We start from the raw sequence: 22,380 nt of genomic DNA, 5'->3' as shown, positions 1-22,380 counted from the left end.
CCTGCAGGTCGCCTCGGAGACGCCGTCAGACGCGCTGGACGGCTCCGTCGGACATCGCCACGACGGTGACGCCGAAGTCGTGGATCGTCGCCGACAGCTCGTCGGACGAGAGGCCAGGGGCTACGACGACCAGGGAACCGCGCATCAGCGCCAGCCCGATCAGCGTCGTCATGGCCAGGCTGCACCCCAGGGGCCAGGTCACCAGAAGGACGTCGGACTTGCCCAGCTCGGCACCCTCGTCGAGGGTGTTCATCCGCGTGATCAGGTCGTGGTGGGTGAGCACCCCCCCGTCGTCGATCAGGAGGGCGGGCTGCACCGCCGGATCGAGGAAGGGCAGCGGGACGGGCTCCAGGAGTAGCAGGTCGGCGAAGTCGACGGTGTCACGGGCCTGACCGAACGCGATCACCTGCCGGACCCGCGAGTCCTCCACGGCCCGCAACGACACGTCCGCCAGGCGCGGGGTGGTGATGAGCAGCCGCGCGTCCCACTCGGCCAGCAGGTCGGCCATCTCCTCGCATCCGGAGGTGATCGGCGCCGCCACCCCTCCCGCCGCGATGACCGTGTGCACCGCCAGTGTCTGGGCCACCGCGCTGTCCACGTGGATCCCGGCCACCTGGCGCCGTCTGGCTCCCCGCCTCACCAGGCCCGACGCTCCCCGCGTCACCTCCGCGGCCAGCCGGCGATAGCCGTACACCACCCCGGCACCGAGGTCGATCAGCGCGGGTCGATCACCTCGACCGTGTGCGTAGCCGAACACCGCTTCGGTGAGGGTGCAGCTGGTTGACGGGGAGGTGGGTCTCATGCCGCCGACGGTAGGGCCGTTCCATCCGCGCGGGCATCCGTAGATGTATGTAGATGACTGTGTATTCGGCCCCCTGCCCCCGGCGCGCACCCGGTCGGCGGGTCCGCACCCCCGATGAAACCGCTCCCCGCGCTCCGAATCCCCGATGAAAACGTGCCTCCGCTCCGAATCCCCTGCCCCCCGGCGGGCGTCGGGGCCACGGGCTCCGCCTCCGATGAAACCGCTGAAACCGCTCCTCGCGCTCGAAACCCCCGATGCGACCGGTCCGCCGACTCCCCGGCCTCTGTGAACCTCCGTCGTGAACCTCCGTCGTGAACCTCCGTGGCCTCCGTGGAAACGGAGACGCGATGGGCGGGCCCGAGCCCTGCGCGACTCGAGCCCGCTGTCGCATGGCCCATGCCCCAGGTCCCCACCCCTCCGAGGGGACCCGGGCCATCAACGGGGACACGCGACGTCCGCGACGTGCTCGACCGAGACGCCCGGGATGGTGTGGACCTGCCGTCCCGGACCGGAACTGTGACCGGCACGGTGCGGAAGGCTGGACGTCATCGGTCGAACACCAGGAAAACGTATGGCGCGCGGTGAGCACGACACATGCACCGGACTGCGTATCCGGAGATGTATCTTCACGCCCACGAATGTGTAGCCCGGGGTATGTAGAGCTGCACGCCCGCCGGACGGGACGCGTGAACGCGCGGCCTAGGAGCGGTTCTGCTCGATGACCCAGGTGGCCACCTGGGTCCGGGAGGAGAAGCCGAGCTTGCCCAGGATGTTGGCGACGTGCCTGGCGGCGGTGGCGGGGCTGATCACCAGCTCGTCGGCGATGGCCTTGTTGCTCATCCCCCTCGCGATCAGCTCGGCGATCTCCCATTCGCGGCAGGTCAGCGTGGTCAGCGGGGCCGCGACCGGATGCTTGCCGAGCAGTACGGGCGTCTCGGACGGCTCGTCGAACTGCAGCGCGTAGCGGACCGCCTGTTCCTGGGACATCTCCTGGCCGTGCGCCCACAGCTGGGCGACGAGCGCGTCACCGAGGCGCGCACGGGCGGGCTGGAGCAGCTCCTCCATCCGCGCCCCGAACCCGGGTGGCAGCACGGCGCCGCTCATCGCGCTCCTGATCGCGGCGGAGGCCCCGGCCAGGCGCACCGCCCGGCGGTCGTCCTCCTCGGCGAGCGCGAGTTGCGCGAGCGTCTCGATGCGGCGGGCCACGCCGAGCCGCTGTCCGGTCCCGATGCAGAGTCTCAGGCTCTCGATCAGCCTGACCCGCGCGGTGGGGAGGTCTCCCTGGGCCAGCGCGATCCTGCCGAGCCCCGACAGGCAGGTGATCGCCTGCCAGTGGGCGGTGATGTCCTGGAGCATGTCGAGGGCGCGCTCGTAGTGGGCTCGGGCCTCGACGAGGTCGCCGCGGAGCCAGGCGACCTGGGCCAGGCCGATGAGGGCGACCGGCGCGGCCCAGTGGTTGTCGAGCTCGTGGGCGATGGCGAGCGCGGCCTCGAAGGATCGCTGTGACTCCTTCGCCCTGCCCTCGGACAGCGCGAACGTGCCCTCCATGGAACGGATGACCGTCTCGTGCCAGGGGTCGTCGACCGTGCGTACGGCCTCCAGCGCCTCATCCAGCAGGGATCTGACCCTCTCGGGGCGCCGCTGGTAGATGGCCACCCAGGCGAGGATGGCGAGCGCGCCGCTGAGCGGCCCGTACAGGCCCGCCTCGCGGCACAGGCCGACCGCGGCGGTGCAGGCGATCTGCGCGGTGTCGGGGTCGCCCTGCCCGAAGGCCACCTGCCCGCGCAGCGCGAGGGCGTCGCCGCGCACGCACGGCGTCAGCTCCTCGGGGGCGGCGTCGAGCAGGCGGTCGAGCCACTTGTCGGCCGGGGTGAACCTCCCTCCGGCGATGATCGGCCAGCGCAGCAGGACGAGGAGGCGCAGCGCGCTCTCCGGGTCGCCCGCGGACTCGACCGACCAGCGCACCGCCGCCCACACGTTGGTCTGGAGTTCGTCCAGCATGACCAGCATCGGGCAGATCTCCGGCCAGGTCGGGCGGGGGCGCCTGACGATCGTCCGGTGGATCCTGGCGGCGACCTCGATCATGTGGTCGCGGTGCAGCCGCCGGAACTCGGGCTCCTCGCCCGAGGCGTCGAGCTGCTCGACGGCGTACTCGCGAATCGTCTCCAGCATGCGGTAACGCGTCTCGCCGGCCACCTGGGCGTCGGCCAGGACCAGCGACTTGTCGACCAGGTCGCAGAGCACCCCCAGGACGTCCTCGGCCCACAGCGCGTTACCCGCGCAGACCTGCTCGGCCATGTCGAGCGTCCACCCGCCGGTGAAGACCGCCAGCCGGCGCAGCAGGATCCGCTCGGGCTCGTTGAGCTGCTGGTAGCTCCAGTCGACGGTGGCCCTGAGCGTCTGCTGCCTGGCCGGGGCCGTCCTGTCGCCCGCGGACAGCAGCCGGAACCTGTCCCTGATCCTGGCGTTGATCTGCTCCACGGTCAGCACCCTGCACAGGGCCGCGGCGAGCTCGATCGCGAGCGGCATCCCGTCGAGCGCCTCGCAGAGCCCGACGATGTCGGCCGCGTTCTGCTCGGTGACGGAGAAGGCCCGCGAGGCGGCGGTGGCACGGTCGGCGAAGAGGCGCACCGCCTCGCTGGTGTTGAGGAGGAGGTGCACCGCCTCGCCGGTGCCGAGGTCGTGGCCGCCGCTTCTGGGCAGGGTGAGCGGCGGCACCCGCCACACGGTCTCCCCCGCCACCCTGAGCGGCTCGCGGCTGGTCGTGAGCACGCGCACGTCGGGGCAGACGGTGAGCACGGCGCGGCAGAACCTCGCGGCCTCCTCGATGAGCGACTCGCAGTTGTCCATGACGAGCAGCAGCCGCCGGTCGCCGAGCGCGTCGATCAGGGTGTCGGCCAGCGCGCGGGACGGCTCGGCCTTCACCCCGAGCACGGCGGCCACCCGGGGCTCGATCTGGTCGCCGCGCACCGCGTCGGCCAGCTCGACCAGCCAGACGCCGCCGGGGAAATCCTCCGCCACCTGGCGCGCGACCCGGACCGCGAGCCTGCTCTTGCCGATGCCACCCGCACCGCAGAGCGTCACCACCCGGGCGACGCCCAGCAGGTCGATGAGCTCTTCCACGTCGGCTTCACGCCCCACGAAACCGTTGGGTTCGAGGGGGAGATTGCCTCCGGTGAGGGAGGCGTGTGCGGTGTCCTGGGTCATCGGCTCTTAAAGAGGTCGCGGGTAGAACCGTCACAGAAAGTGTGACATCAATTACCGAACCATGCCCAACTCTTAGAATCTTTTCTAGCTATGGATTATCCTGCCCAGCCCTGGCCGCCCTCGGCCATCCGATGGCCATCACCGGTGCGTCGACTCACACTGCTCCCATGACAGACTCCCCGGCCGACCCGGCTCCAGAGATCGGCGAGATCAGCGTCTCCGGTTGGTACGCCCACACCGACAAGATGACGAAGGTCGGCTTCCTGACCATAGCCCGCAGGCTTCCCGCGCTGGTGTCGCAGGCCGTCAGACTGGCGTGGCTGGCCGGCCCCCGTGACACCGTCGTCGCGATCACCCTGAGCCTGCTGGGCGGGATCTTCACCGCGTTCGGACTGTTCGCCACGACGGGGGTGCTGTCGGCGCTGTTCGAGGCGGGACCGACCCCCGAGCGGGTGCGGGCCGCCCTGCCCAGCCTGATCCTGGTGGGTGTCGCCGCGACGCTGCGCACCCTCACGCAGGCGGGCGCGGGCTGGGCACAGTCGCGGCTGGAACCCCAGGTCGGCCGGATCGCCGAGGAACGTCTGTACGGGCTGACCAGCCGGGTCGGCCTCGCGTCCTTCGACGACCCCGAATTCCACGACGCGCTCCAGCGGGCCAGGTCGCGTGGGGTCGGCGTCGCGGACGAGGTGGTGAGCACGGCGATCAACACGCTGACCGCGCTCATCGGCATCGTCGCCGCGGCGAGCGTGCTGGGGGTGCTCCACCCGGTCCTGCTGCCTCTGCTGGTGCTGGCGGTGCTCCCCGACGCGTGGGCGGCGGTCCGCGCGGCGCGCATGCGCTACACGACGATGTACGCCCTGATCCCGGCCAGGCGCCGTAAGTGGATCATCGCGGAGCTGCTGGCCGAGCGTGAGCCGGCCGCGGAGGTGCGCTCGTTCACCATGCGCGGCTTCCTGATGCGGATGTACGACGCGGTGGCGACGGCCGAGCAGAACGTGATGCTCGGACTGGCACGGCGCCAGGCCCTCGCGCGGGTGGTGGGCGAGGCGCTGGGCGGCGTCGGCACGGCCGTGGTCTACGTCGCCCTGGGCGTGCTGCTCGCGGTGGGCGCGGTCCCTCTCGCGGTCGCGGGCACCGCGGTGCTCGCGATCCGTTCCGGCCAGACCTACCTCGCCAACCTGATGCACGCCACGAACCGCCTCTACGAGGAGGGCCTGTACTTCACCGACTTCCTCGACTTCTGTGCCGAGACCGAGAGCGGGCTGCCCGCCGGACGCCCGGCGCGGGCGCCGGAGGATTTCGAGCGGATCACCGCCGAGGACGTCGTCTTCACCTACCCGGGAGCCGCGGAGCCCGCGCTCCGGGGGCTCACGGTCACCATCGGCAGGGGGGAGGTGATCGCCCTCGTCGGGGAGAACGGTTCCGGCAAGACCACGCTGGCCAAGATCCTGTCGGGTCTGTACGAACCGGACAGTGGCCGGGTCAGCTGGGACGGCACGGACCTGGCGGACGTCGACCCCGACGAGCTGCGCAATCGCATCGCGGTCATCGCCCAGGACCACACGCGCTGGCCGCTGACCGCCCGTTACAACATCAGCATGGGCACCGACAAGGGAGAGCCGGCGCTCGTCGCGGCGGCCGAGGTCGCGGGCGCCGACCAGGTGGTGGCCGAGTTGCCGCACGGCTACGGCACCCTGCTCGACCGGCGGTTCAAGGACGGCCAGGAGTTGTCGGGCGGCCAGTGGCAGCGGATCGCGGTGGCCCGGGGGTTCCACAGGGACGCTCCGCTGCTGATCTGCGACGAACCCACCGCCGCCCTGGACGCCCGCGCCGAGCACGCCCTGTTCGAACGCATCCGGCAGCACGCCGACGGGCGCACCGTGCTGCTCATCACCCACCGGCTGGCGAGCGTCCGCTACGCCGACCGGATCTACGTCCTCGACCACGGCGAGGTCGTCGAGCACGGCACCCATGAGGAGCTCATGGATCTGGACGGCCTCTACGCCGACCTCTACGGCCTCCAGGCGAGGGCCTACTCGGCCTGACCGCCGAGGAACGCCTCGATCACGCCCCTCGCGATCGATGCCGCCCGCCTGTCGGGGCCGCCGCCCTCGACCAGCACTCCGACGGCGATCCGAGGGGAGACCGCGGGGGCGAAGCCGCTGAAGACGGCGTGGTCCTCCCCCGGGGGGACGTTCTCCGCCGTGCCGGTCCTCCCCGCGCCCTTCATCCTCCGGAGGGCCGCGGCGGCGCCGGTTCCCTCCCTGCCGGTGGCGGCGATCATCATCTCCGTGAGCCGTTCCGCCTCCTCGGCGCCGACCGCGCGGCGGTACGGCGAGGGCTCGGTCACGTCGATCACCGCGCCGTCGGCGAGGCGGACCTCGTCCACGAGGTGGGGGCGCATCAGCGAGCCGTCGTTGGCCACCGCCGCCGCGATCATCGCGATCATGAGCGGGGTCGCCCGGACGTCGGACCGCCCCAGGGCCGACATCGCGGTCCGCGCGTCGTCCAGCTCGGAGGGATAGACGCTCCTGGTCACCGGCATGGGCACCTCCAGGTCGTCGGTGTCGAACCCGAAGGCCTCCGCCCGCTCGCGCAGCGCGTCCTGGCCGAGGTCGATCCCGATCTTCGCGAAGGGGGTGTCGCAGGAGAGCCTGAACGCCTGGAGCAGCGGAAGGTCGACGTCGCCGCAGGCGGCGCGGCCGTCGCGCAGGTGGGTGCCGGTGCCGGGGAGGTGGAAGGACCTCGGGGCGCCGACGCGGGTGTCGAGGTCGTACCGCCCCGAGCCGAGCGCCGCCGCACTGGTGATTACCTTGAAGGTGGATCCCAGCGGGTAGGTCCGCTGGATCGCCCGGTTCAGCAGCGGGTCCGCGGGGTCGCCCCGCAGCCGCTTGTCCGTCATGTCGAGCATGGCCGCGTCGAAGCTCGCGTAGAGGTTCGGGTCGTAGGAGGGCAGGGAGACCATGGCGAGGATCGCGCCGGTGCGAGGATCGATCGCGACAACGGCACCGGGCCTTCCCGTGGCGCGCAGCCCGTCGTAGGCGGCCCGCTGGGCACCGCGGTCGACGGTGAGCCTGAGTGTGGCGCCGTCGCGAGTGCCCTCGACCAGCCCGTGCACCCTCACCCGGGGGTCCTTCCCCGACAGCAGTGCCTCCTCGGCCTGCTCGACGCCGCCGGTGCCGCGGAGCGAGAAGTGCCCGGTGATCGTGGCGTAGAGCGGACCGCCGGGATAGACCCTTCGGTATCGGTAGGCGGCGTTCCTGGCCTTGCGGCTGGTCGCGACGACCGTGCCGTCGCGGAGCAGGATCCTGCCCCGGGGGTTCTCGAAGCGCGCGATCATCGTCCGCCGGTTGCGCGGGTCCTCGTTGAGCCGTTCGGAGTCCAGCGCCTGGAGGTAGGTCACGCTGGCGAGAAGGGCGAACAGCATCCCCCCGCACATCAGGGCGACGTGACGCAGCGGAATGTTGATCCGGCGTGCCCGCGGTGCGATCATGACCCCTCCCCGGACACCCGACCTCGATACCGGTTTAACAGCCGGACCGAAAAGGGCACCTCGACCGGGGGCAAAGCCGTCGTACGACTTCTGAACGGCCATATACCTCAGGGGTCACGCCGACGCGGACCGCGCGGCCGTACGGCTCTCCACCGACCCGGACACGCGGCCCCCGACGGCGCGGGGCGACGCGGATCAACGCGGACCGACGCGGACCGCGCGGTTCTCGGGGAGAGCGGATCGACGCGGGCCGCGCGACCTCCCGCCTGACCACCGACGCGGGCCGCGCGGTTCCCGACCTCCCGCCGGGGCGGGCCCCGCGATTTCTAGTCGGCCACCGAGCGGTAGTAAGCGATCTTGTTCCGGATCGCCCGCTGCTGCTCGCGCAGGTTCTCGACCTGCTCCTGCACCCGCCGGTCGTGTGCTTCGAGCAGCGCGATCCGGTCGTGGACCGTGTGGTCGCCCTCCCTGATCATCTCCGCGAAGCGGATCATCTCCGCGATCGGCATGCCGGTGTCGCGCAGGCAGCGGACCATACCGAGCCAGCCGACGTCCTTCTCGGTGAACCTGCGCTGCCCGGCCGCGTTGCGGTCGATCGACTCAAGCAACCCGATCCGCTCGTAGTAGCGGAGCGTGTCGAGGCTGAAGCCGGTCTCCTCCACCACCTGTCTCGGTGTGTACACACTCACACTCGTGGCCCCCATCGAATAACCGCCTAACCGAAAAGTCGCCCCTGCCGACCTGTCGCCACCGACGAATCGGCACAACCAAAAACGGCCCCGATCCGGTGTGCCCACACCGGCTCAGAGCCTTGGCATATCCACCTGCGGAGAAGCCAGGGGATAAACCACGCATAACCCTACCTATGCCCTCTTGGCCATCACAAACAATTTTTCTCCATCATTTCCCGGCCATCCACTTGCCCTGGAGTTCACTCCAGCATTCAAGGTGGTGCCCATGACTCACATCCCCCTCGCTCTGGGCACCATCCCCTTCGGCACGACGGTCGACGACAAGACCGTCTTCGCGATCCTCGACCGGTTCGTCGACGCCGGAGGCGCCCTGCTGGACACCGCGAACAACTACCCGTTCTGGAACGAGGGCGCCACCGGCGACGAGAGCGAGCTCGCCATCGGCCGATGGCTGGCCGCCCGGGGCAACCGCGACCGGATACTGCTGAGCACCAAGTGCGGCGGGCGGCCGACCGTCCCCGGTGACCGGACCCTGGACTCCGCCGAGGGCCTGTCCGCCCCGGTGATCGCCGCCGCCGCCGAGGGCAGCCTGCGACGGCTGGGCACCGACCACGTCGACGTTTACTGGGCGCACCTCGAAGACCGTTCCGTTCCCCTGGAGGAGACCCTGGGCGCCTTCGCCGAGCTCGCCCAGGCGGGCAAGGTCCGCGAGATCGGCGCGAGCAACGTACCGGCCTGGCGTCTGGAGCGCGCCCGCGCCGTCTCGCGGGCGAACGGCTGGCCGCCCTACACGAACGTGCAGCTCCGCCACACCTACCTGCGCCCCCGGCCCGGGGTGTCGCTGCGGGAGGGGGGCCACGTCCTGGCCCAGGACGACATGCTCGACTATCTGCGCTCGGAGTCCGACCTCACCCTGTGGGCGTACAACACGCTCATGTTCGGCGCCTACACCCGCGAGGACCGCCCGATCCAGGACATCTATGATCACCCGGGCACCACCCGCGGGCTCGCCGTGCTGCGGGAGATCGCGGGTGAGCTGAACGCGACCGTCAACCAGGTGGTGCTGGCCTGGCTGATCGGCGGTGACGTGAAGACGATCCCGATCGTCGGCGTGACCTCCACCGCCCAGCTGGAGGAGGCCCTGGGCGCCCTGGACCTCAAGCTCGACGACGAGCACCGCGCCCGCCTGGAGGCCGCCCGCTGACGGGGAGGGCGGGTCAGTCCTGGGGCAGGTGCGCCGACAGGTAGCGGCGGACCAGGTGCTTGCACTCGACGATCAGGTCGGGATCCCCGTTGGGCAGGGAGCGGAAGGCGAGTTTGAGCACCGCGTCGGCGGCCTCCACCGCGACGAAGAGCACCCGGTCCAGCTCGGGTCCGATCGGGGTGCCGACCACCTCGACGATGATCGTACGGAGCCGGTCGGCCACGATGGCGTTGTTCTCCAGCGCGGCGTCGAGCATGCGGTTGGTCCCCTTGACGGCGGGACCGCCGGGGGCGGCGAGCACCTCGCCGAAGTCGACGACCCCGAAGCCCGGCGTGGACCGCTTCATCGCGACGAACTCGTCGATCGCGAGGTCGACCATCTCCGTCCACTCCGACAGCCGCACCTCGGAGAGCCTGGCCGTGACCCGGCCGAGGAACGCCTCCAGGTTGCGCAGCGCCAGCGCGCGTACGAGTCCTTGTTTGTCGGGGAAGAACTGGTAGAAGGTGCCGATGGGCACCTCCGCGCGGCGCGCGACCTCCTTGGTGGTCAGCGCCTCGTAGCCGACCTCGTCCAGCAGTCGCGCGCACTCGTCCAGCATGCGCTCCACCCGTTCCAGGCTGCGGCGCTGGGCGGGCCGACGGCGAAGCGTTCCCCCGGAGACGTTCGTCATCTCCCCATCATCCCCCACGGACAGACCGAGGGATTAACATGAGCCAGACTCGCGCTATCTGGAGGTCGGGATGTTTCTGTGGGGTACGGCGACCGCGTCCTACCAGATCGAGGGCGGCGTCGCCGAGGACGGGCGAGGTGTCTCGATCTGGGACACCTTCTCCCACCGGCCCGGCCGCGTCCGCGACGGTGACACCGGCGACGTGACCTGCGACCACTACCACCGCTGGCCGGAGGACATCGCGCTGCTGTCCGATCTCGGGGTGAACTCCTACCGCTTCTCCATCGCCTGGCCACGCGTCCAGCCGGACGGCAGGGGCGCGATCAACCGGGCGGGCCTCGACTTCTACGACCGGCTCACCGACGCGCTCCACGAGAAGGACATCGTCCCCGCGGCCACGCTCTTCCACTGGGACCTGCCCCAGCCCCTGGAGGACGAGGGCGGCTGGCTGAACCGCGACACCGCCTACCGTTTCGCCGAGTACGCCGCGGCCGTGGCCGACAGACTCGCCGACCGGATCCCCCTGTGGATCACCCTGAACGAGCCCTTCATCCACATGGTCTTCGGCTACGCCCTGGGCACCCACGCCCCCGGCAGGACCCTCGTCCTGGACGCGCTACCCGCCGTCCACCACCAGTTGCTCGGGCACGGCCTGGCCGTGCGGGAGCTCAGGGCGCGCGGCGCGGAGAAGGTCCTGATCACCAACAACTGCACCCCGGTCTGGCCCGCCTCCCCCGACCCCGCCGACCTCGCCGCCGCCGACGCCTACGACACCCTGCACAACCGCCTGTTCAACGACCCCGTACTCCTCGGCGCCTATCCCGACCTGTCCGCGTACGGGGTGAGCCTCGACTGTGTGCGCGACGGCGACCTGGAACTGATCGGCGCGCCCCTCGACGGCATCGGTATCAACTACTACAACCCCACCCGGATCGCCGCGCCCAGCGGCGAGGGCCTCCCCTTCGAGGACGTGGGCGTCACCGGCTACCCCACCACCGCCTTCGGCTGGCCCGTCGTCCCCGACGGCCTGCGCGAGCTGCTCTGCGGCCTCGAAGCCCGGTACGGCGACGCACTCCCGCCGGTCTACGTCACCGAGAACGGCTGCTCCCAGCCCGACGAGCCCGGCCCCGGCGGGACCGTGGACGACCAGGACAGGATCGCCTTCCTCGACGGCCACATCGAGGCCGTCGAGCGGGCGCGGGCCGAGGGGGTGGATGTGCGCGGCTACTACGTCTGGTCCCTGCTGGACAACTTCGAGTGGGCCGAGGGCTTCAGCCAGCGCTTCGGGCTCGTGCACGTCGACTTCCCCACCGGTACGCGCACCCCGAAGGCCTCCTACCACTGGCTGCGCGACCGCATCTCGCGCGGCACGCCCTCCCCGTCGTGACGCGCGGCGCGGGCGGCCCCCTCACCGCGCCCGGCCGTGCCGCCCGTGCCGCCCACGCCGACCCCCTCGTCGCCCGCGAGGCGCCGGGGCGCCCTTTCCCGAGCCGACCCCGGTGTGCCGCGCCGAAGGAAAAACCCGTTGTGCTGACACGAGACGGGTCGTACCGTCTAGGGCCATGTGCCTGTACTTCGCCTGCCAGACGGCCGGCTACGTGATCCGTCCCCGCCACAGCCGGCCTCCGGCCCGCTAGGGGACCTTCACCTTCCTTCCGTTCTTCACGCGTTCCCTACGCGCGCCCAGGGCCTCCGAGACCTTCCTTCACCTCGGACCCGAAAGGGCGAAAAGCTGTGGCGCACTCCTTCGCGCACGGAAACCATTCACACACCCAGAGAAAGGTCAAAAACGGCGGTGGCCGCAGTGACCGCGACCGCGCCAGACGCACCCTCTCGCAGAACTTCCTCGTCGATCCGCACGCCGTGCGGCGGATGGCCGAGGCGGCAGGATCGCACGAGCTGGTCCTGGAGCCCGGCGCGGGAGAGGGTGCTCTCACCCTCGCCCTCGCCGGAAGCTGCGCCAGGGTGGTGGCGTACGAGATCGACCCGCTGCACGCGGGCAAACTCGCCGCCCGCACCCGCGACGACGACCGGATCGAGGTGGTCAGGGGCGACTTCCTGGCCGCGCGGGTCCCGCGCGAGCCGTTCGCGGTCGCCGGGAACATCCCGTACTCGATCACCTCGAAGATCGTCGACTGGTGCCTGCGCGCGCCCGCGCTCACCTCGGCGACCCTGCTCACCCAGCTGGAGTACGCGCGCAAACGTTCCGGCGACTTCGGCCGCTGGAGCAGGCTGACCGTGCTGACGTGGCCCGGCCACTCCTGGGAACTGGCCGGCCACGTCGGCCGCGCGAGTTTCCGGCCGGTGCCCGCCGTCGACTCCGCGATCCTGCGGATCGAGTCGCGTCCCGTCCCGCTGCTGCCCGGCGGCCGGGACGCGGCCTGGCGGGAGTTCGTCGAGTACGGCTTCACCGGGCTGGGCGGTTCGCTGCACGCCTCGCTGCGGATGCGGTACGCGCCCCACCGGGTCGACGCCGCGTTCGCGGAGGCGCGGGTCGACCGTGACACCGTGGTGGCGTTCGTCCATCCTGACCGGTGGCTCACGCTGTTCGAGCTGCTTCACCGATGACACCCGGGAACCCCCGGGGCCGGCCCGCCCCATCGGCCGGCCCCGGGGGTTCCCAACCCGTACGGCGAACGGCTGTTCGAGGGGGCCCTACCCCTCGGCGCCGTACGGGCGGTCGCGCCGGGCGTCGTGCAGGATCGAGCCCCACCAGAGAAGCTGGTCGAGCATCGCCTTCGCGGCCGCGTCGTACCTCTCGGGCTCCTTGAGGTCGCCGTCGGGGCCGAACAGCTCGAAGTACCGGGGGAAGCTGACGTAGTCGCGGACCGTGTGGGCGTGCAACTCACCGAAGACCTGCCGCAACTGCTCTATCGCCAGAAGGCCGCCGCTCCCCCCGCTGTAGCCGACGAAGCCGACCGCTTTCGCCGCCCACTCGGTGTAGTGCCAGTCGATCGCGGCCTTCAGCGAGGCCGGGAAGCTGCGGTTGTAGTCCGGTGTCACCACGACGATCGCGTCGGCCGCGTCGATCCGCCGGGTGAGGTCCGCCATCTCGGCGGGGCGGGCCATGTCGGGTTCGAGCGCCGGTGGCAGGGGCGGCAGCTCCAGCGGCAGGGGCGTGTCCGCCAGATCGACGAGGTCCACCGCGAACCGGCCGTGCCGCTCGGCCCGCTCGGTGAACCAGTTCGCGACCACGGGGCCGAACCTTTCCTGCCGCACGCTACCGATGATCACCGTGAGGTTGAGGGTCTCACTGGGCATGTCTGTGCTCCCTGCTGGAGATAGGGGTTCATGGGTGACCGGAAGATCACGTCCCCCAACCTGCCGGGCGGCGTGGAGACCGGGAAGACCGGGCCAAGGCTGGTAGTGACAGGGCCACGACCACGGCGGCCACGGCTGTTACGTTCGAAACGTGAGCGACAACGAGCTGGGCATGTTCCTGCGCATCCGCCGTGAAGCCGTCACCCCCGCCGAGGTGGGGCTGCCCACCGGCTCCCGCCGCCGCACGCCGGGCCTGCGCAGGGCCGAGCTCGCCACGCTCGCCGGAGTCAGCGTCGAATACCTCACCCGGCTCGAACAGGGACGAGACCGCCGCCCGTCCACCCCCGTACTGTCCGCGCTCGCCACCGCGCTACGGCTGACCACGAGCGAACGCGTCCACCTGCACCGGCTCTCCAAGTCGGCCGACGGCGGCTTCACCTGCATGGGCGCGACGACGCCGGCCCGCGCGGTCCGCCCCACCGTACGGGCACTGCTCGACCGGCTGGAGCCCGCCCCCGCCCTGCTGCTCAACCGGCTGAGCGAGATCCTCGCCTGGACGACGGGGTACGACCGGCTGGCGCGGCCGATCGGCCTGCTGGACGGCAGCCCGCCGAACCTCGCCCGCTTCGTGTTCGCCGACAGCCGGGCACGGACCGCCTACCCCGACTGGGAGCATGTCGCCGACGAACAGGTCGCCGCGCTCAAGCAGGGGCCGTTCAGGGCGGACTGGCACATCGCCACACTCGCCGACGAGCTGGCCGTCACCGCCGGGGCGGATTTCGCCGGGCGGGTGGACACCCTGCCCGGCCTCCCGAAGTCCAGCGGCGTCACGCGACTGGTCCACCCCGACGCGGGTGAGCTGCGCCTGGCGTACGAAACCCTCGAACTGCCCGCCGACGACGACCAGCGCCTCATCGTCCATCTCCCCGCGGACGACGCCACCGCCGCCGCACTCGACCGCCTCACCGGCCGCCGCCCGGGCGCGCTGCGCGCGGTGTCCGGCTGACGCGGGATACGTCGCCGCTGGGGAAGCGGTGCGTCCACCCGGATCGTACAGATCATCCGGCACGGGACACGTCGCCCACCGGGGAAGCGGACCATACCCGCGTACGGCCACGATCGGGTCCGTACCAGCGTGGCTCCCCCCACTGTGCGTCACAACCGGCATAATCGAGACGATCAGCCTGGTCAGGGCGCACGCGCGATGCTCCCCTCCGGTTCGTACCGCCGGGCGGATCCCCTCCACCGACACCCACGTCACGCCACGTGACGACCGTACAGCGACCCGGGCGTCAGACAGGAGGAGCGCATGCGTCTCGCCATACGGATCGGAGTGGCCACCACTCTCATGGCGGCCCCGAGCACCCCGGCCGAACCGGTCGTCCCGCCCACTCCCACACCCGCCGCCAGGCCGGTCGCCCCGCCCATTCCCGCGCCGACCACCAGGGTCGACGTCAAGGCCCTCCCCACCCCCGTCGTCACGGCCAACGCCGCCCCCACCCCCGCACCCGTCCCCACGAACAGTGTCAAAGCCGTCCCCACCCCGGCCGCCACGGCCGGCGCCAAGGCCGCACCCACCCCGACTCCCACGCTCACCCCCACCCCCCTCGCCACGGCAACCCCCAGTGCCACCGCCAGCGCCACCGCGACCGTGAACGCCACTTCGACCGCGACCGCGACCGCGACCATTAAGAGCAAGACCAAGAGCACGGTCTGGCTGCCTCCCTTCGGCGGCAGGAACACCATCCCCCCGTGGCTGAAAAAGGTCCCTTCGCTCCGCGTCGTCCCCACGTGGCCCCGCCAGGCCAGTAGCGTCCGGATATTCGTACACTGCCCCCCGAACTCGAACCACGCGATCATCGGCTCCGGCGCGTTCAACCTCAAGGGGTCGAGGCGCATCTACCGGGAGGTGGGGCTGGGACTCTCCAACCGAGGGCTGGGGCACCGCGCCGCGTCCATCTCCCGCTTCGTCCTGCCGGGATACCACGGGGCGTGCCTGACGTGCGTGAAGGTCACGATGAACAAGCAGACCGGCATCAGGCGGATCAAGGTGCTCGGTCGAGCCTCCGCCCCCCTCTACGTACGAAGGTTCAGCATCTGGCAGTTCTTCAACGCCTCGACCACCTGCGTCAAACGCGACCGTTGCTGACCCCTCGCAGCACCGCCCGGCGAACTGTCAGGGCTCGCCGGTAGGTTCCGCGAGATGAGCGAGATCGAGGGGAAGTCCGGGCTCGACGCGCCCGGAGCGCGGCTTCTGGACGCCGCGAGGAAGGGTGACCCCGACGCGTTCGGGCAGCTGGTCGAGCCGTTCCGCGGTGAGCTGCACGCGCACTGTTACCGGATGCTCGGATCGGTCCACGATGCCGAAGACACCGTGCAGGAGACGCTGGTGCGTGCCTGGCGGAGCCTGGAGCGGTTCGAGGACCGGGGCTCGATCCGGTCGTGGCTGTACAAGATCGCGACCAACAGGTGTCTCACGCTGATCGAACGCCGGGGCCGCCGGGAGCTCCCCACCGATTTCGGCCCGGGTGCCGCGCCGCTCGCCGAGACCTCGTGGATCGAGCCGTACCCCGACGAGCGACCGGGCCCCGAGGCCCGCTACATGGCCCGCGAAGGCATGGAACTCGCCTTCGTCGCCGCGCTCCAGCACCTGTCGGCTCGCCAGCGGGCCGTCCTGGTCCTGCGTGAGGTCCTCGGGTTCTCGGCACGCGAGGTCGCGGACCTGCTGGAGACCACGGTCGCCTCGGTCAACAGCGCGCTGCAGCGGGCCCGCAAGGTGATCGGCCCACGGCTTCCCGACATCGACCGGCGTTCCCCGGACGGGAAGGAGCTCCGGGAGATCGCGGATCGGTACGCCGCCGCGTGGGAGGCAGGAGACGTCGAGGCCATCGTGGCGATGCTGACCGACGACGCCAGATACGCGATGCCGCCGCTGACGGAATGGTACGAGGGGCACGAGAGGATCAGGGCCTTCCTGATCGAGGGACCGCTGACCGGCCGGTGGCGCTTCCTGCCGACGTACGCGAACGGGCAGCTCGCGTTCGGCACCTACATGTGGGACGAGGGCAGGAAGGTCCACGCCGCGACCGGGCTCGACCTGCTCACACTGCGGGGTACGAGGATCGCCGAGATCGTCTCGTTCCTGACGCCGGAGATCTTCCCCATGTTCGGCCTCCCTGGCGAGATCGCGGACTGATCCGGCGCCCACCGCTTCCGGCATGAGGCGATCGCGGTGTGAAGCGGTCTCGGGTGAAGCAGTCTCAGTGTGAAGCGGTCTGGGCGCCGGATGATCCCACCATGAGGCGGTCTCGACGCCGGGCAGTCTCGGTGTCGGGCGGAATCTCGACGCCGGGCGATGAGTTCGGCGCCCTCCACGGGTTGTACGCGGCGACACCACCCATTCGACACACAGGAGGCGGACCATGTCGCTCAAGGGCAAGAACGCGATCATCTACGGCGGAGGCGGCTCGGTCGGGGGTGCCGTCGCCCGCGCGTTCGGCCGCGAGGGGGCACGCGTCTTTCTCGCCGGACGGACCCTGACGACCCTGGAGAGGGTCGCCGACCGGATCCGTGCCGTGGGAGGCGCGGCCGAGACCGCCGAGGTCGACGCGCTGGACGAGAGGTCGGTCGACGAGCACGCGGCCGCCGTCGCGGCGGAGGCGGGAAGCATCGACGTCTCCCTCAACGTGATCGCGGACACGGACGTGCAGGGGACGCCGATGGTCGACATGTCCCTGGAGGACTACCTGAGCCCGGTCGTGACCGCCGTACGCTCAAAACTCCTCACCTCGCGCGCGGCCGCCCGGCACATGATCGGGCGGCGGTCGGGCGTGATCATGTTTTTCGGCGGGGCGGGCGACCACAGCGCGACGCGACGCTACAACCTGGGAGGTCTGCTCACCTCGTTGGACGCGGTCGAGTCCATGCGACGCCAGCTCGCCGTCGAGCTCGGCCCTCACGGGATTCGCGTCGTCACCCTGCGGACCGGTGGCCTGCCGGAGACGATCCCCGCCCACCTCGACGAGCGCGAGGACATCGTGCGGGACATCGTGGGGCAAACCCTGGTCGGGCGGGCGGCGTCGCTGGAGGACGTCGGCAACGTGGCCGTCTTCGCCGCCTCCGACTGGGGACGCACCATGACGGGGACGGTGCTCAACATCACCTGCGGCGCGGTCCTGGACTGACGATCGCGCTCGGCGGCCGACGACGTCGCTTCACCTGTGATCGGGGAGGCGGCTCGACAGCGGCGGAAGGGGTAATCCAGCGGACTTCCTCGGGTGACGCGTTCGACGAGCGGATGGCCGCGAAGATCCTCGACAGACGCGAATCCGGCCGGATACCCTGCGCACCCCCGAGAAAACGAGCGGAGTCTTCGTGAGCGTTGATTCGAGCCGGCTGACACTCACCGAGAGGGCGGGATTGAGCTGCGGCCCAGAGGTGATGCGCGAGGCGCTGTACACGCAGCGCAGGAGCCTCGCCGGTCGCCTCGCCGAGTTGACGCCATCCGACTGGGCGGCTCCGACGCACTGCACGGAGTGGTCCGTTCACGATGTCGTCCGCCACATCGTCGATGTGGCGGAGTATCACGTCGCCGAGCTCACCGGCCAGTCGGGGTACACCCGCTTCAACGGGCTCGGATCGTTCGATCCCACCTCGACTCCCGACCTGTGGCTCCAGGACTCCGCGGGCCGGTCCCCCGAGCAGACGGTCGAGGCGCTCCTGACGGTGACGGAGGACGAGTACGACAGCCTCGGTGCCCGGATCGAGAAGGGCGACTCCTCCCTGGAACGCAACGTCGCGGGTCGCGAGACCCTGTGGTCGGTACGGTCCCTGCACGTGCTGTGGGACACCTGGCTCCACGAGCGCGACATGTCGCAGACCCTGCGGACGGACGGCCCGCCGGACGTCACCGTTCGGCGCCTCGCCGCCCTGTACGGCCTGCTGTTCGCCGGAGGTGTCGCCGCGCTGTTCGGCGACCTCCCACAGGTGTCCTTCCAACTCGTGGGCAGTCCCGACGGCGTGTACGAGATCTCGGGGCGGCAGGACGACGTCAGGGTGACCGCCGGAAGCGCCTCGCCCCCTGACCTCGGCGGGCCGTTCGAGGCGGTGCTGGAGAGCCTCTCCGGGCGCGGCCCCTCTCTCTCCGGGATCGTCGGGGTCTCGAACGCCGCCGTCGAGGGCCTTTCCAAGCTGTCCACCGCCATGAGGCCTGAAGATCCCGAAGACACGTCGTCGTAGAAGCCGATGATCCCGAGCGTGCCCGGGGCCGGGTGAGAGGCACCGGTTCGCCGAGCGGGCCCCGGTCCGGGGGAGGCGCAGGTTCGCCGAGCGGACCCCGGTCGGGGGAAGAGACAGGTTCGCCGAGCGGACCCGCACACCGTCGCGGTGGTCCCGAGAGTCGCGGAAGATCCCGGAAATCATCGGCCGATCCGGGTCTTTTGTGACTCCGGACACAGGATTTCACCTCACCGAAACCTACGGCGGTATCGCGTCTGGGTAGAGTCCCGCCATCCTCGACAATGTTGATCCCTTCATCGGCGTAGCGGCCACCGACCTGCCTCGGGCACATGGTCTGGCCGCCACTTGGTGGTGGCCGAAACCGCAGGTGGGCAATACCCATCCGGGCGCCACGTCACCGCTGGGCATGGTGTCGGCCTGCGCCTACTCCGGCGCGTACCCGACGGGCTACGGCAGATACACCAAGAACACCGAAGGTGTCCCCGAGGAGATGTTCGAGCGGCTGCAGGCGTCCGGGTTCACCCACTTCCAGCAGTCGGGCACCGGCGCGATCCGCAAGTACTACAACTACGTCCGGGTCACCCCGATGGTGCAGCCGCTGGACGCGCTGGGTGAGGCCTGGCCGCTGCACGACGAGGTGGCGGAGGCGGGCTACTACGCGGCCACCCTCGACACCGGGATCCGCTGCGAGCTCACCGTGGGCACCAAGGTCGCCGTGCACCGATACACGTTCCCCCGGCACAGCAGCGCTCGCGTGGTGGTCGACCTGTCCTGCGGCGGCCTCGCCATCGAGCACGGCCGCACCGTGCCGTTGCGTGCGCAGGTGGAGAGCATGGGCCACGGCCGTGCCCAGGGCACGGTGGCGATGGAGGGCGTCCCGCTCTCGGTGTACCTGGACGTCGACGCTCCCGGCTGGCGGCAGATGCTCTGGTACGACCGGCGGCTCATCGACGGCGGCACCCGCCTGGACTTCGACAGCATCCGGCACACCACGTTGCGTCCCTTCGGCATGCTCTTCATGGGTCCCACCGAGCCTGGGCAGACGATCGAGGTGCGGCTCGGGTTCTCGCTGCGCGGGTGCGACCAGGCGCGGGAGAACCTGGAGCGCGAGTGCGGGGCCCGGCCGGCGTTCGACGTGGTGCGGTCCAAGACCAGGGTCCGCTGGGGCGACCACCTCGACCGCGTTCAGGTCGAGGGGGGCACGCCGGCCCGCCGCACCGTGTTCGCGACGGCGCTCTACCACTCGCTGATCAAGCCGTGTTTCGCCGACGACGAGAGCCCGTTCTGGCCGACGTCCGGGCCGTTCGCGTTCGACGTGTGCACCATGTGGGACATCTACAAGACGCAGTTGCCGCTGCTCGCGGCCATCGTCCCCGACCGGGCCGCGCATCTGCTGGAGTCGCTGATCCGGGTCTGCGAGGAAGAGGGCAACTTCCCCATCGGCTACCGGATGGCTCGCGGCGCCGACCGCTTCTACCGCCAGGCGAGCGCGCTCGCGCACACCGCGCTGGCCGACGCCCACGCTCTCGGCCGGGCGGGCCTGGACTGGAACTGGGCGCTCGTGCACATGGTCGACGACCTGCGTCGCCTGTACGGCGAGGAGTTCTTCGAGCACGGGGTGGTGCACCCGATCACCCACACCCTCGACCTCGCCTACGGCCACCACTGCACGGCGCAGGTCGCCCGCGCGATGAACGACCGGCGCCTCGCCGACGATCTCGACGACCGCAGCCGCCGGTGGGTGAACGCCTTCGACCCGAGTACGGGACTGCTGCGCGACTCGGAGTTCTACGAGGGCGGCAAGTGGAACTACTCGTTCCGGCTGCTGCACGACATGGCCGCGAGGATCGCCCTGGCGGGCGGAGACCGGGCCTTCATCGGCATGCTGGACAGGTTCTTCGGCTTCGACGCCGCACCGGTGGCACAGCCGGGGCGGCGCCCCCAGGCTGCGGAGATGGCGGCCGGATACGCCCTGAACCGGTTCGAGGGGCTGAACAACGAGCCCGACATGGAAGCGCCGTGGGCGTATCACTACGCGGGGCGGCCCGACCGTACGGCCGAGGTGGTCCAGGCCGCGCTGACCTGGCAGTTCGGCACCGGACCCGGCGGGCTGCCCGGCAACGACGACTCCGGCGGCCTGAGTTCCTGGTACGTCTGGGCGTCGCTGGGACTGTTCCCGATCGCCGGCCAGAACCTGTTCCTGGTCAACGCGCCCGCGTTCTCCGGGGCCGTGCTCAAGGCCGGTGGCAACGAGTTCGTCATCGAGACCAGCGGGCACCGCGAGACGCCGATCGGTGTCGACGGCATCGACCGTGACCCGCCGGCGCAGTACGTCCAGTCGGCGACCCTCAACGGCGAACCCATGAACGCGACGCATCTGAGCGCCGCCACCGTGCATCGGGGCGGTGTGTTGCACCTGCGGCTGGGCCCGGAGCCGTCCGGGTGGGGGCGGGAGGTCCGCCCCCCGTCTCTTTCAGATCCGCCCGCCAGAACGAAGGAAGCACGATGACCAACCCCCGCCGCCGTCTCGTCATCGTTGTCAGGGCCGACCCGGTCATCTGCGGCCATTCAGGCGAGGCCCGCAACCTCGCCGAGGTGGCACTGACCCGCGGGTTCGACGACGTACGCCTGCTGACCTGGCCGATCCCCGCGCTGCAGGCGGCCGGACTGCCGCTCAAGCCGCTCGACCGGCTGCTGCCGTACAGCGCCGGGATCACCGTGGAGCGTCCCGAGGCGGTCGGCGACTACCGGGTGCCCGACGGGCGCCACCAGGCGGGACTCACCGGACGCCTCGTCGAACTGCTCGCGGAACCGGTGCCCACGACCTGCCTGTCCATGTATCTCGTGCCGCACACCTCGGTCGTCATGGACGCGGTCACCTCCGCGCGCGCCGCCGGGTTCGCGCCCGACGTGCACACCGTCGCGAAGGCGGTCGGCTCCGACGTGACCAACGTGATCCGGTCCTGCCTGCGGGAGGGCCGGTTCGGCGCGGCGACCGTGCTGTTCACCACGTTCCTCGCCAACGACGAGGTCGTCGCGGTCTCCGAGTACACCCGGGAGGAGATCGTCGCCTCGGCCGAGCAGGTGGACGCTCACTGCGGCACCACGTTCGCCGAGCAGTGCCGGCGTCGCGTGACCGTCAGCTACCCGCCGATCGACTCCTCCGCCTTCCTCGACCCGGATCCGGCCGACGTGGACGCCGCGCTCGCGAAACGCGGTCTGGAGCGCGACGGATACATCCTGTTCCTGTCCCGGGTGACCCGGGCGAAGGGCATCCACGACCTGATGGCCGCCTACGGCCGGATGCGCTGCCGGTCGCGGGTGAAGCTGGTCGTCGCCGGCACCGGGCCCGCGCTGAAGGAGATACGGGCGCTGGCCAAGGAGGACGACCGGGTGACGATCCTCACCGACGTGGACGACAACGAGAAGCCACTGCTCATGCGCGGCTGCGCGGCCTACGTCCTGCCCACCAAACCCGAACCCGACTTCGTCGAGACGTTCGGCATCGCCCTCGCCGAGAAGATGCTGGCCGGAGGCGGACCGATCGTCACGACCAGGACGGGCGGGACCCTGGAGGCGGTCGGCGACACCGCCGTCATTGTCGAGCCCAGGGACATCGGCGGCCTCGCCGCGGCCGTGGACCGGGTGGTCCTGGAGATGTCCGCCACCGAACGCCAGGACCTGGAACAGCGCGCCCGCACCCGCGCGATGGCGTTCGACCGGGCCGCGGTGTTCGACAACCTGTTCCCCCAGAAAGCTCTCACCGTCGGCGCCCTCTGACCTCCGCACGCCCCCGGTTCCCATGGAGTTCCC

General features: G+C 70.8%; 17 protein-coding genes. 11 read left to right on the top strand and 6 right to left on the bottom strand.

Annotated features, from left to right (window positions below):
* Nucleotides 1–25 precede the first annotated feature (25 nt).
* Both ABZ664_RS13900 and ABZ664_RS13895 read right to left on the bottom strand, forming a co-directional pair.
* A complete protein-coding gene (locus tag ABZ664_RS13900) occupies nt 26–802 on the bottom strand; it encodes an AMP-binding protein (RefSeq protein ID WP_362508077.1) in 777 nt (258 codons plus the stop codon).
* 699 nt (nt 803–1,501) lie between these two features.
* Complete coding sequence (locus ABZ664_RS13895) at nt 1,502–4,009, bottom strand: tetratricopeptide repeat protein (protein ID WP_362508074.1); 2,508 nt, start codon at nt 4,007–4,009, stop codon at nt 1,502–1,504.
* A 167-nt stretch (nt 4,010–4,176) separates the two neighbouring features.
* Here ABZ664_RS13895 and ABZ664_RS13890 point away from each other — a divergent pair, with 167 nt between their 5' ends.
* Nucleotides 4,177–6,054, top strand: coding sequence for an ABC transporter ATP-binding protein (locus ABZ664_RS13890; RefSeq protein WP_362508071.1), 1,878 nt, complete (start codon nt 4,177–4,179; stop codon nt 6,052–6,054).
* Here the strand turns inward: ABZ664_RS13890 and ABZ664_RS13885 are convergent.
* Nucleotides 6,042–7,502: a penicillin-binding transpeptidase domain-containing protein gene (locus ABZ664_RS13885; protein ID WP_362508067.1), complete on the bottom strand. Its 1,461-nt coding sequence runs from the start codon at nt 7,500–7,502 to the stop codon at nt 6,042–6,044. The genes ABZ664_RS13890 and ABZ664_RS13885 overlap by 13 nt on opposite strands.
* Before the next feature lie 326 nt (nt 7,503–7,828).
* The gene (locus ABZ664_RS13880) at nt 7,829–8,185 is read right to left on the bottom strand and encodes a MerR family transcriptional regulator (RefSeq protein WP_362508064.1); all 357 of its coding nucleotides are present in this window, start codon (nt 8,183–8,185) and stop codon (nt 7,829–7,831) included.
* A gap of 274 nt (nt 8,186–8,459) precedes the next feature.
* On the opposite strand from ABZ664_RS13880, the gene ABZ664_RS13875 reads away from it, so the two are divergent.
* Nucleotides 8,460–9,398 (top strand): aldo/keto reductase, encoded by a 939-nt coding sequence (locus ABZ664_RS13875; RefSeq protein WP_362508061.1) that lies wholly within the window; start codon nt 8,460–8,462, stop codon nt 9,396–9,398.
* 13 nt (nt 9,399–9,411) lie between these two features.
* On the opposite strand, the gene ABZ664_RS13870 is transcribed toward ABZ664_RS13875, so the two are convergent.
* A complete protein-coding gene (locus ABZ664_RS13870) occupies nt 9,412–10,068 on the bottom strand; it encodes a TetR/AcrR family transcriptional regulator (protein WP_362508058.1) in 657 nt (218 codons plus the stop codon).
* Between the two features lie 70 nt (nt 10,069–10,138).
* Here ABZ664_RS13870 and ABZ664_RS13865 point away from each other — a divergent pair, with 70 nt between their 5' ends.
* Both ABZ664_RS13865 and erm read left to right on the top strand, forming a co-directional pair.
* Nucleotides 10,139–11,455, top strand: a complete 1,317-nt coding sequence (locus ABZ664_RS13865; protein WP_362508055.1) for a GH1 family beta-glucosidase — start codon at nt 10,139–10,141, stop codon at nt 11,453–11,455.
* A gap of 347 nt (nt 11,456–11,802) precedes the next feature.
* A complete protein-coding gene (gene erm / locus ABZ664_RS13860) occupies nt 11,803–12,636 on the top strand; it encodes an ErmE/ErmH/ErmO/ErmR family 23S rRNA (adenine(2058)-N(6))-methyltransferase (protein WP_362508052.1) in 834 nt (277 codons plus the stop codon).
* An 87-nt stretch (nt 12,637–12,723) separates the two neighbouring features.
* Here the strand turns inward: erm and ABZ664_RS13855 are convergent, their stop codons facing one another.
* The gene (locus tag ABZ664_RS13855) at nt 12,724–13,329 is read right to left on the bottom strand and encodes an NAD(P)H-dependent oxidoreductase (protein WP_362508048.1); all 606 of its coding nucleotides are present in this window, start codon (nt 13,327–13,329) and stop codon (nt 12,724–12,726) included.
* 151 nt (nt 13,330–13,480) lie between these two features.
* Between ABZ664_RS13855 and ABZ664_RS13850 the strand changes: the two genes are divergently transcribed.
* The 7 genes from ABZ664_RS13850 (at nt 13,481) to ABZ664_RS13820 (ending at nt 22,347) form a co-directional block, all read left to right on the top strand.
* Complete coding sequence (locus ABZ664_RS13850) at nt 13,481–14,335, top strand: helix-turn-helix transcriptional regulator (protein WP_362508045.1); 855 nt, start codon at nt 13,481–13,483, stop codon at nt 14,333–14,335.
* Between the two features lie 303 nt (nt 14,336–14,638).
* Entirely contained in the window at nt 14,639–15,478 is an 840-nt protein-coding gene (locus tag ABZ664_RS13845; RefSeq protein WP_362508042.1) for a hypothetical protein, read from the top strand.
* Nucleotides 15,479–15,532: 54 nt separating this feature from the next.
* On the top strand, nt 15,533–16,525 hold the full coding sequence (locus ABZ664_RS13840) for a sigma-70 family RNA polymerase sigma factor (RefSeq protein WP_362508039.1): 993 nt from the start codon (nt 15,533–15,535) through the stop codon (nt 16,523–16,525).
* A 226-nt stretch (nt 16,526–16,751) separates the two neighbouring features.
* Entirely contained in the window at nt 16,752–17,513 is a 762-nt protein-coding gene (locus ABZ664_RS13835) for an SDR family oxidoreductase (protein ID WP_362508036.1), read from the top strand.
* A gap of 190 nt (nt 17,514–17,703) precedes the next feature.
* A complete protein-coding gene (locus ABZ664_RS13830) occupies nt 17,704–18,567 on the top strand; it encodes a maleylpyruvate isomerase family mycothiol-dependent enzyme (RefSeq protein WP_362508033.1) in 864 nt (287 codons plus the stop codon).
* A 271-nt stretch (nt 18,568–18,838) separates the two neighbouring features.
* Nucleotides 18,839–21,076, top strand: a complete 2,238-nt coding sequence (locus ABZ664_RS13825) for a glycoside hydrolase domain-containing protein (protein WP_362508270.1) — start codon at nt 18,839–18,841, stop codon at nt 21,074–21,076.
* Nucleotides 21,073–22,347 (top strand): glycosyltransferase, encoded by a 1,275-nt coding sequence (locus ABZ664_RS13820; protein ID WP_362508030.1) that lies wholly within the window; start codon nt 21,073–21,075, stop codon nt 22,345–22,347. Before ABZ664_RS13825 ends, ABZ664_RS13820 begins: the two co-directional genes overlap by 4 nt.
* The last annotated feature ends 33 nt before the right edge of the window (nt 22,348–22,380 follow it).

Source organism: Streptosporangium sp. NPDC006930, from assembly GCF_040635605.1.
In the GTDB taxonomy this organism is placed as follows: domain Bacteria; phylum Actinomycetota; class Actinomycetes; order Streptosporangiales; family Streptosporangiaceae; genus Streptosporangium.
The sequence above is the reverse complement of the archived record's forward strand: the minus strand, read 5'-3'. Positions and strand labels throughout refer to the sequence as shown.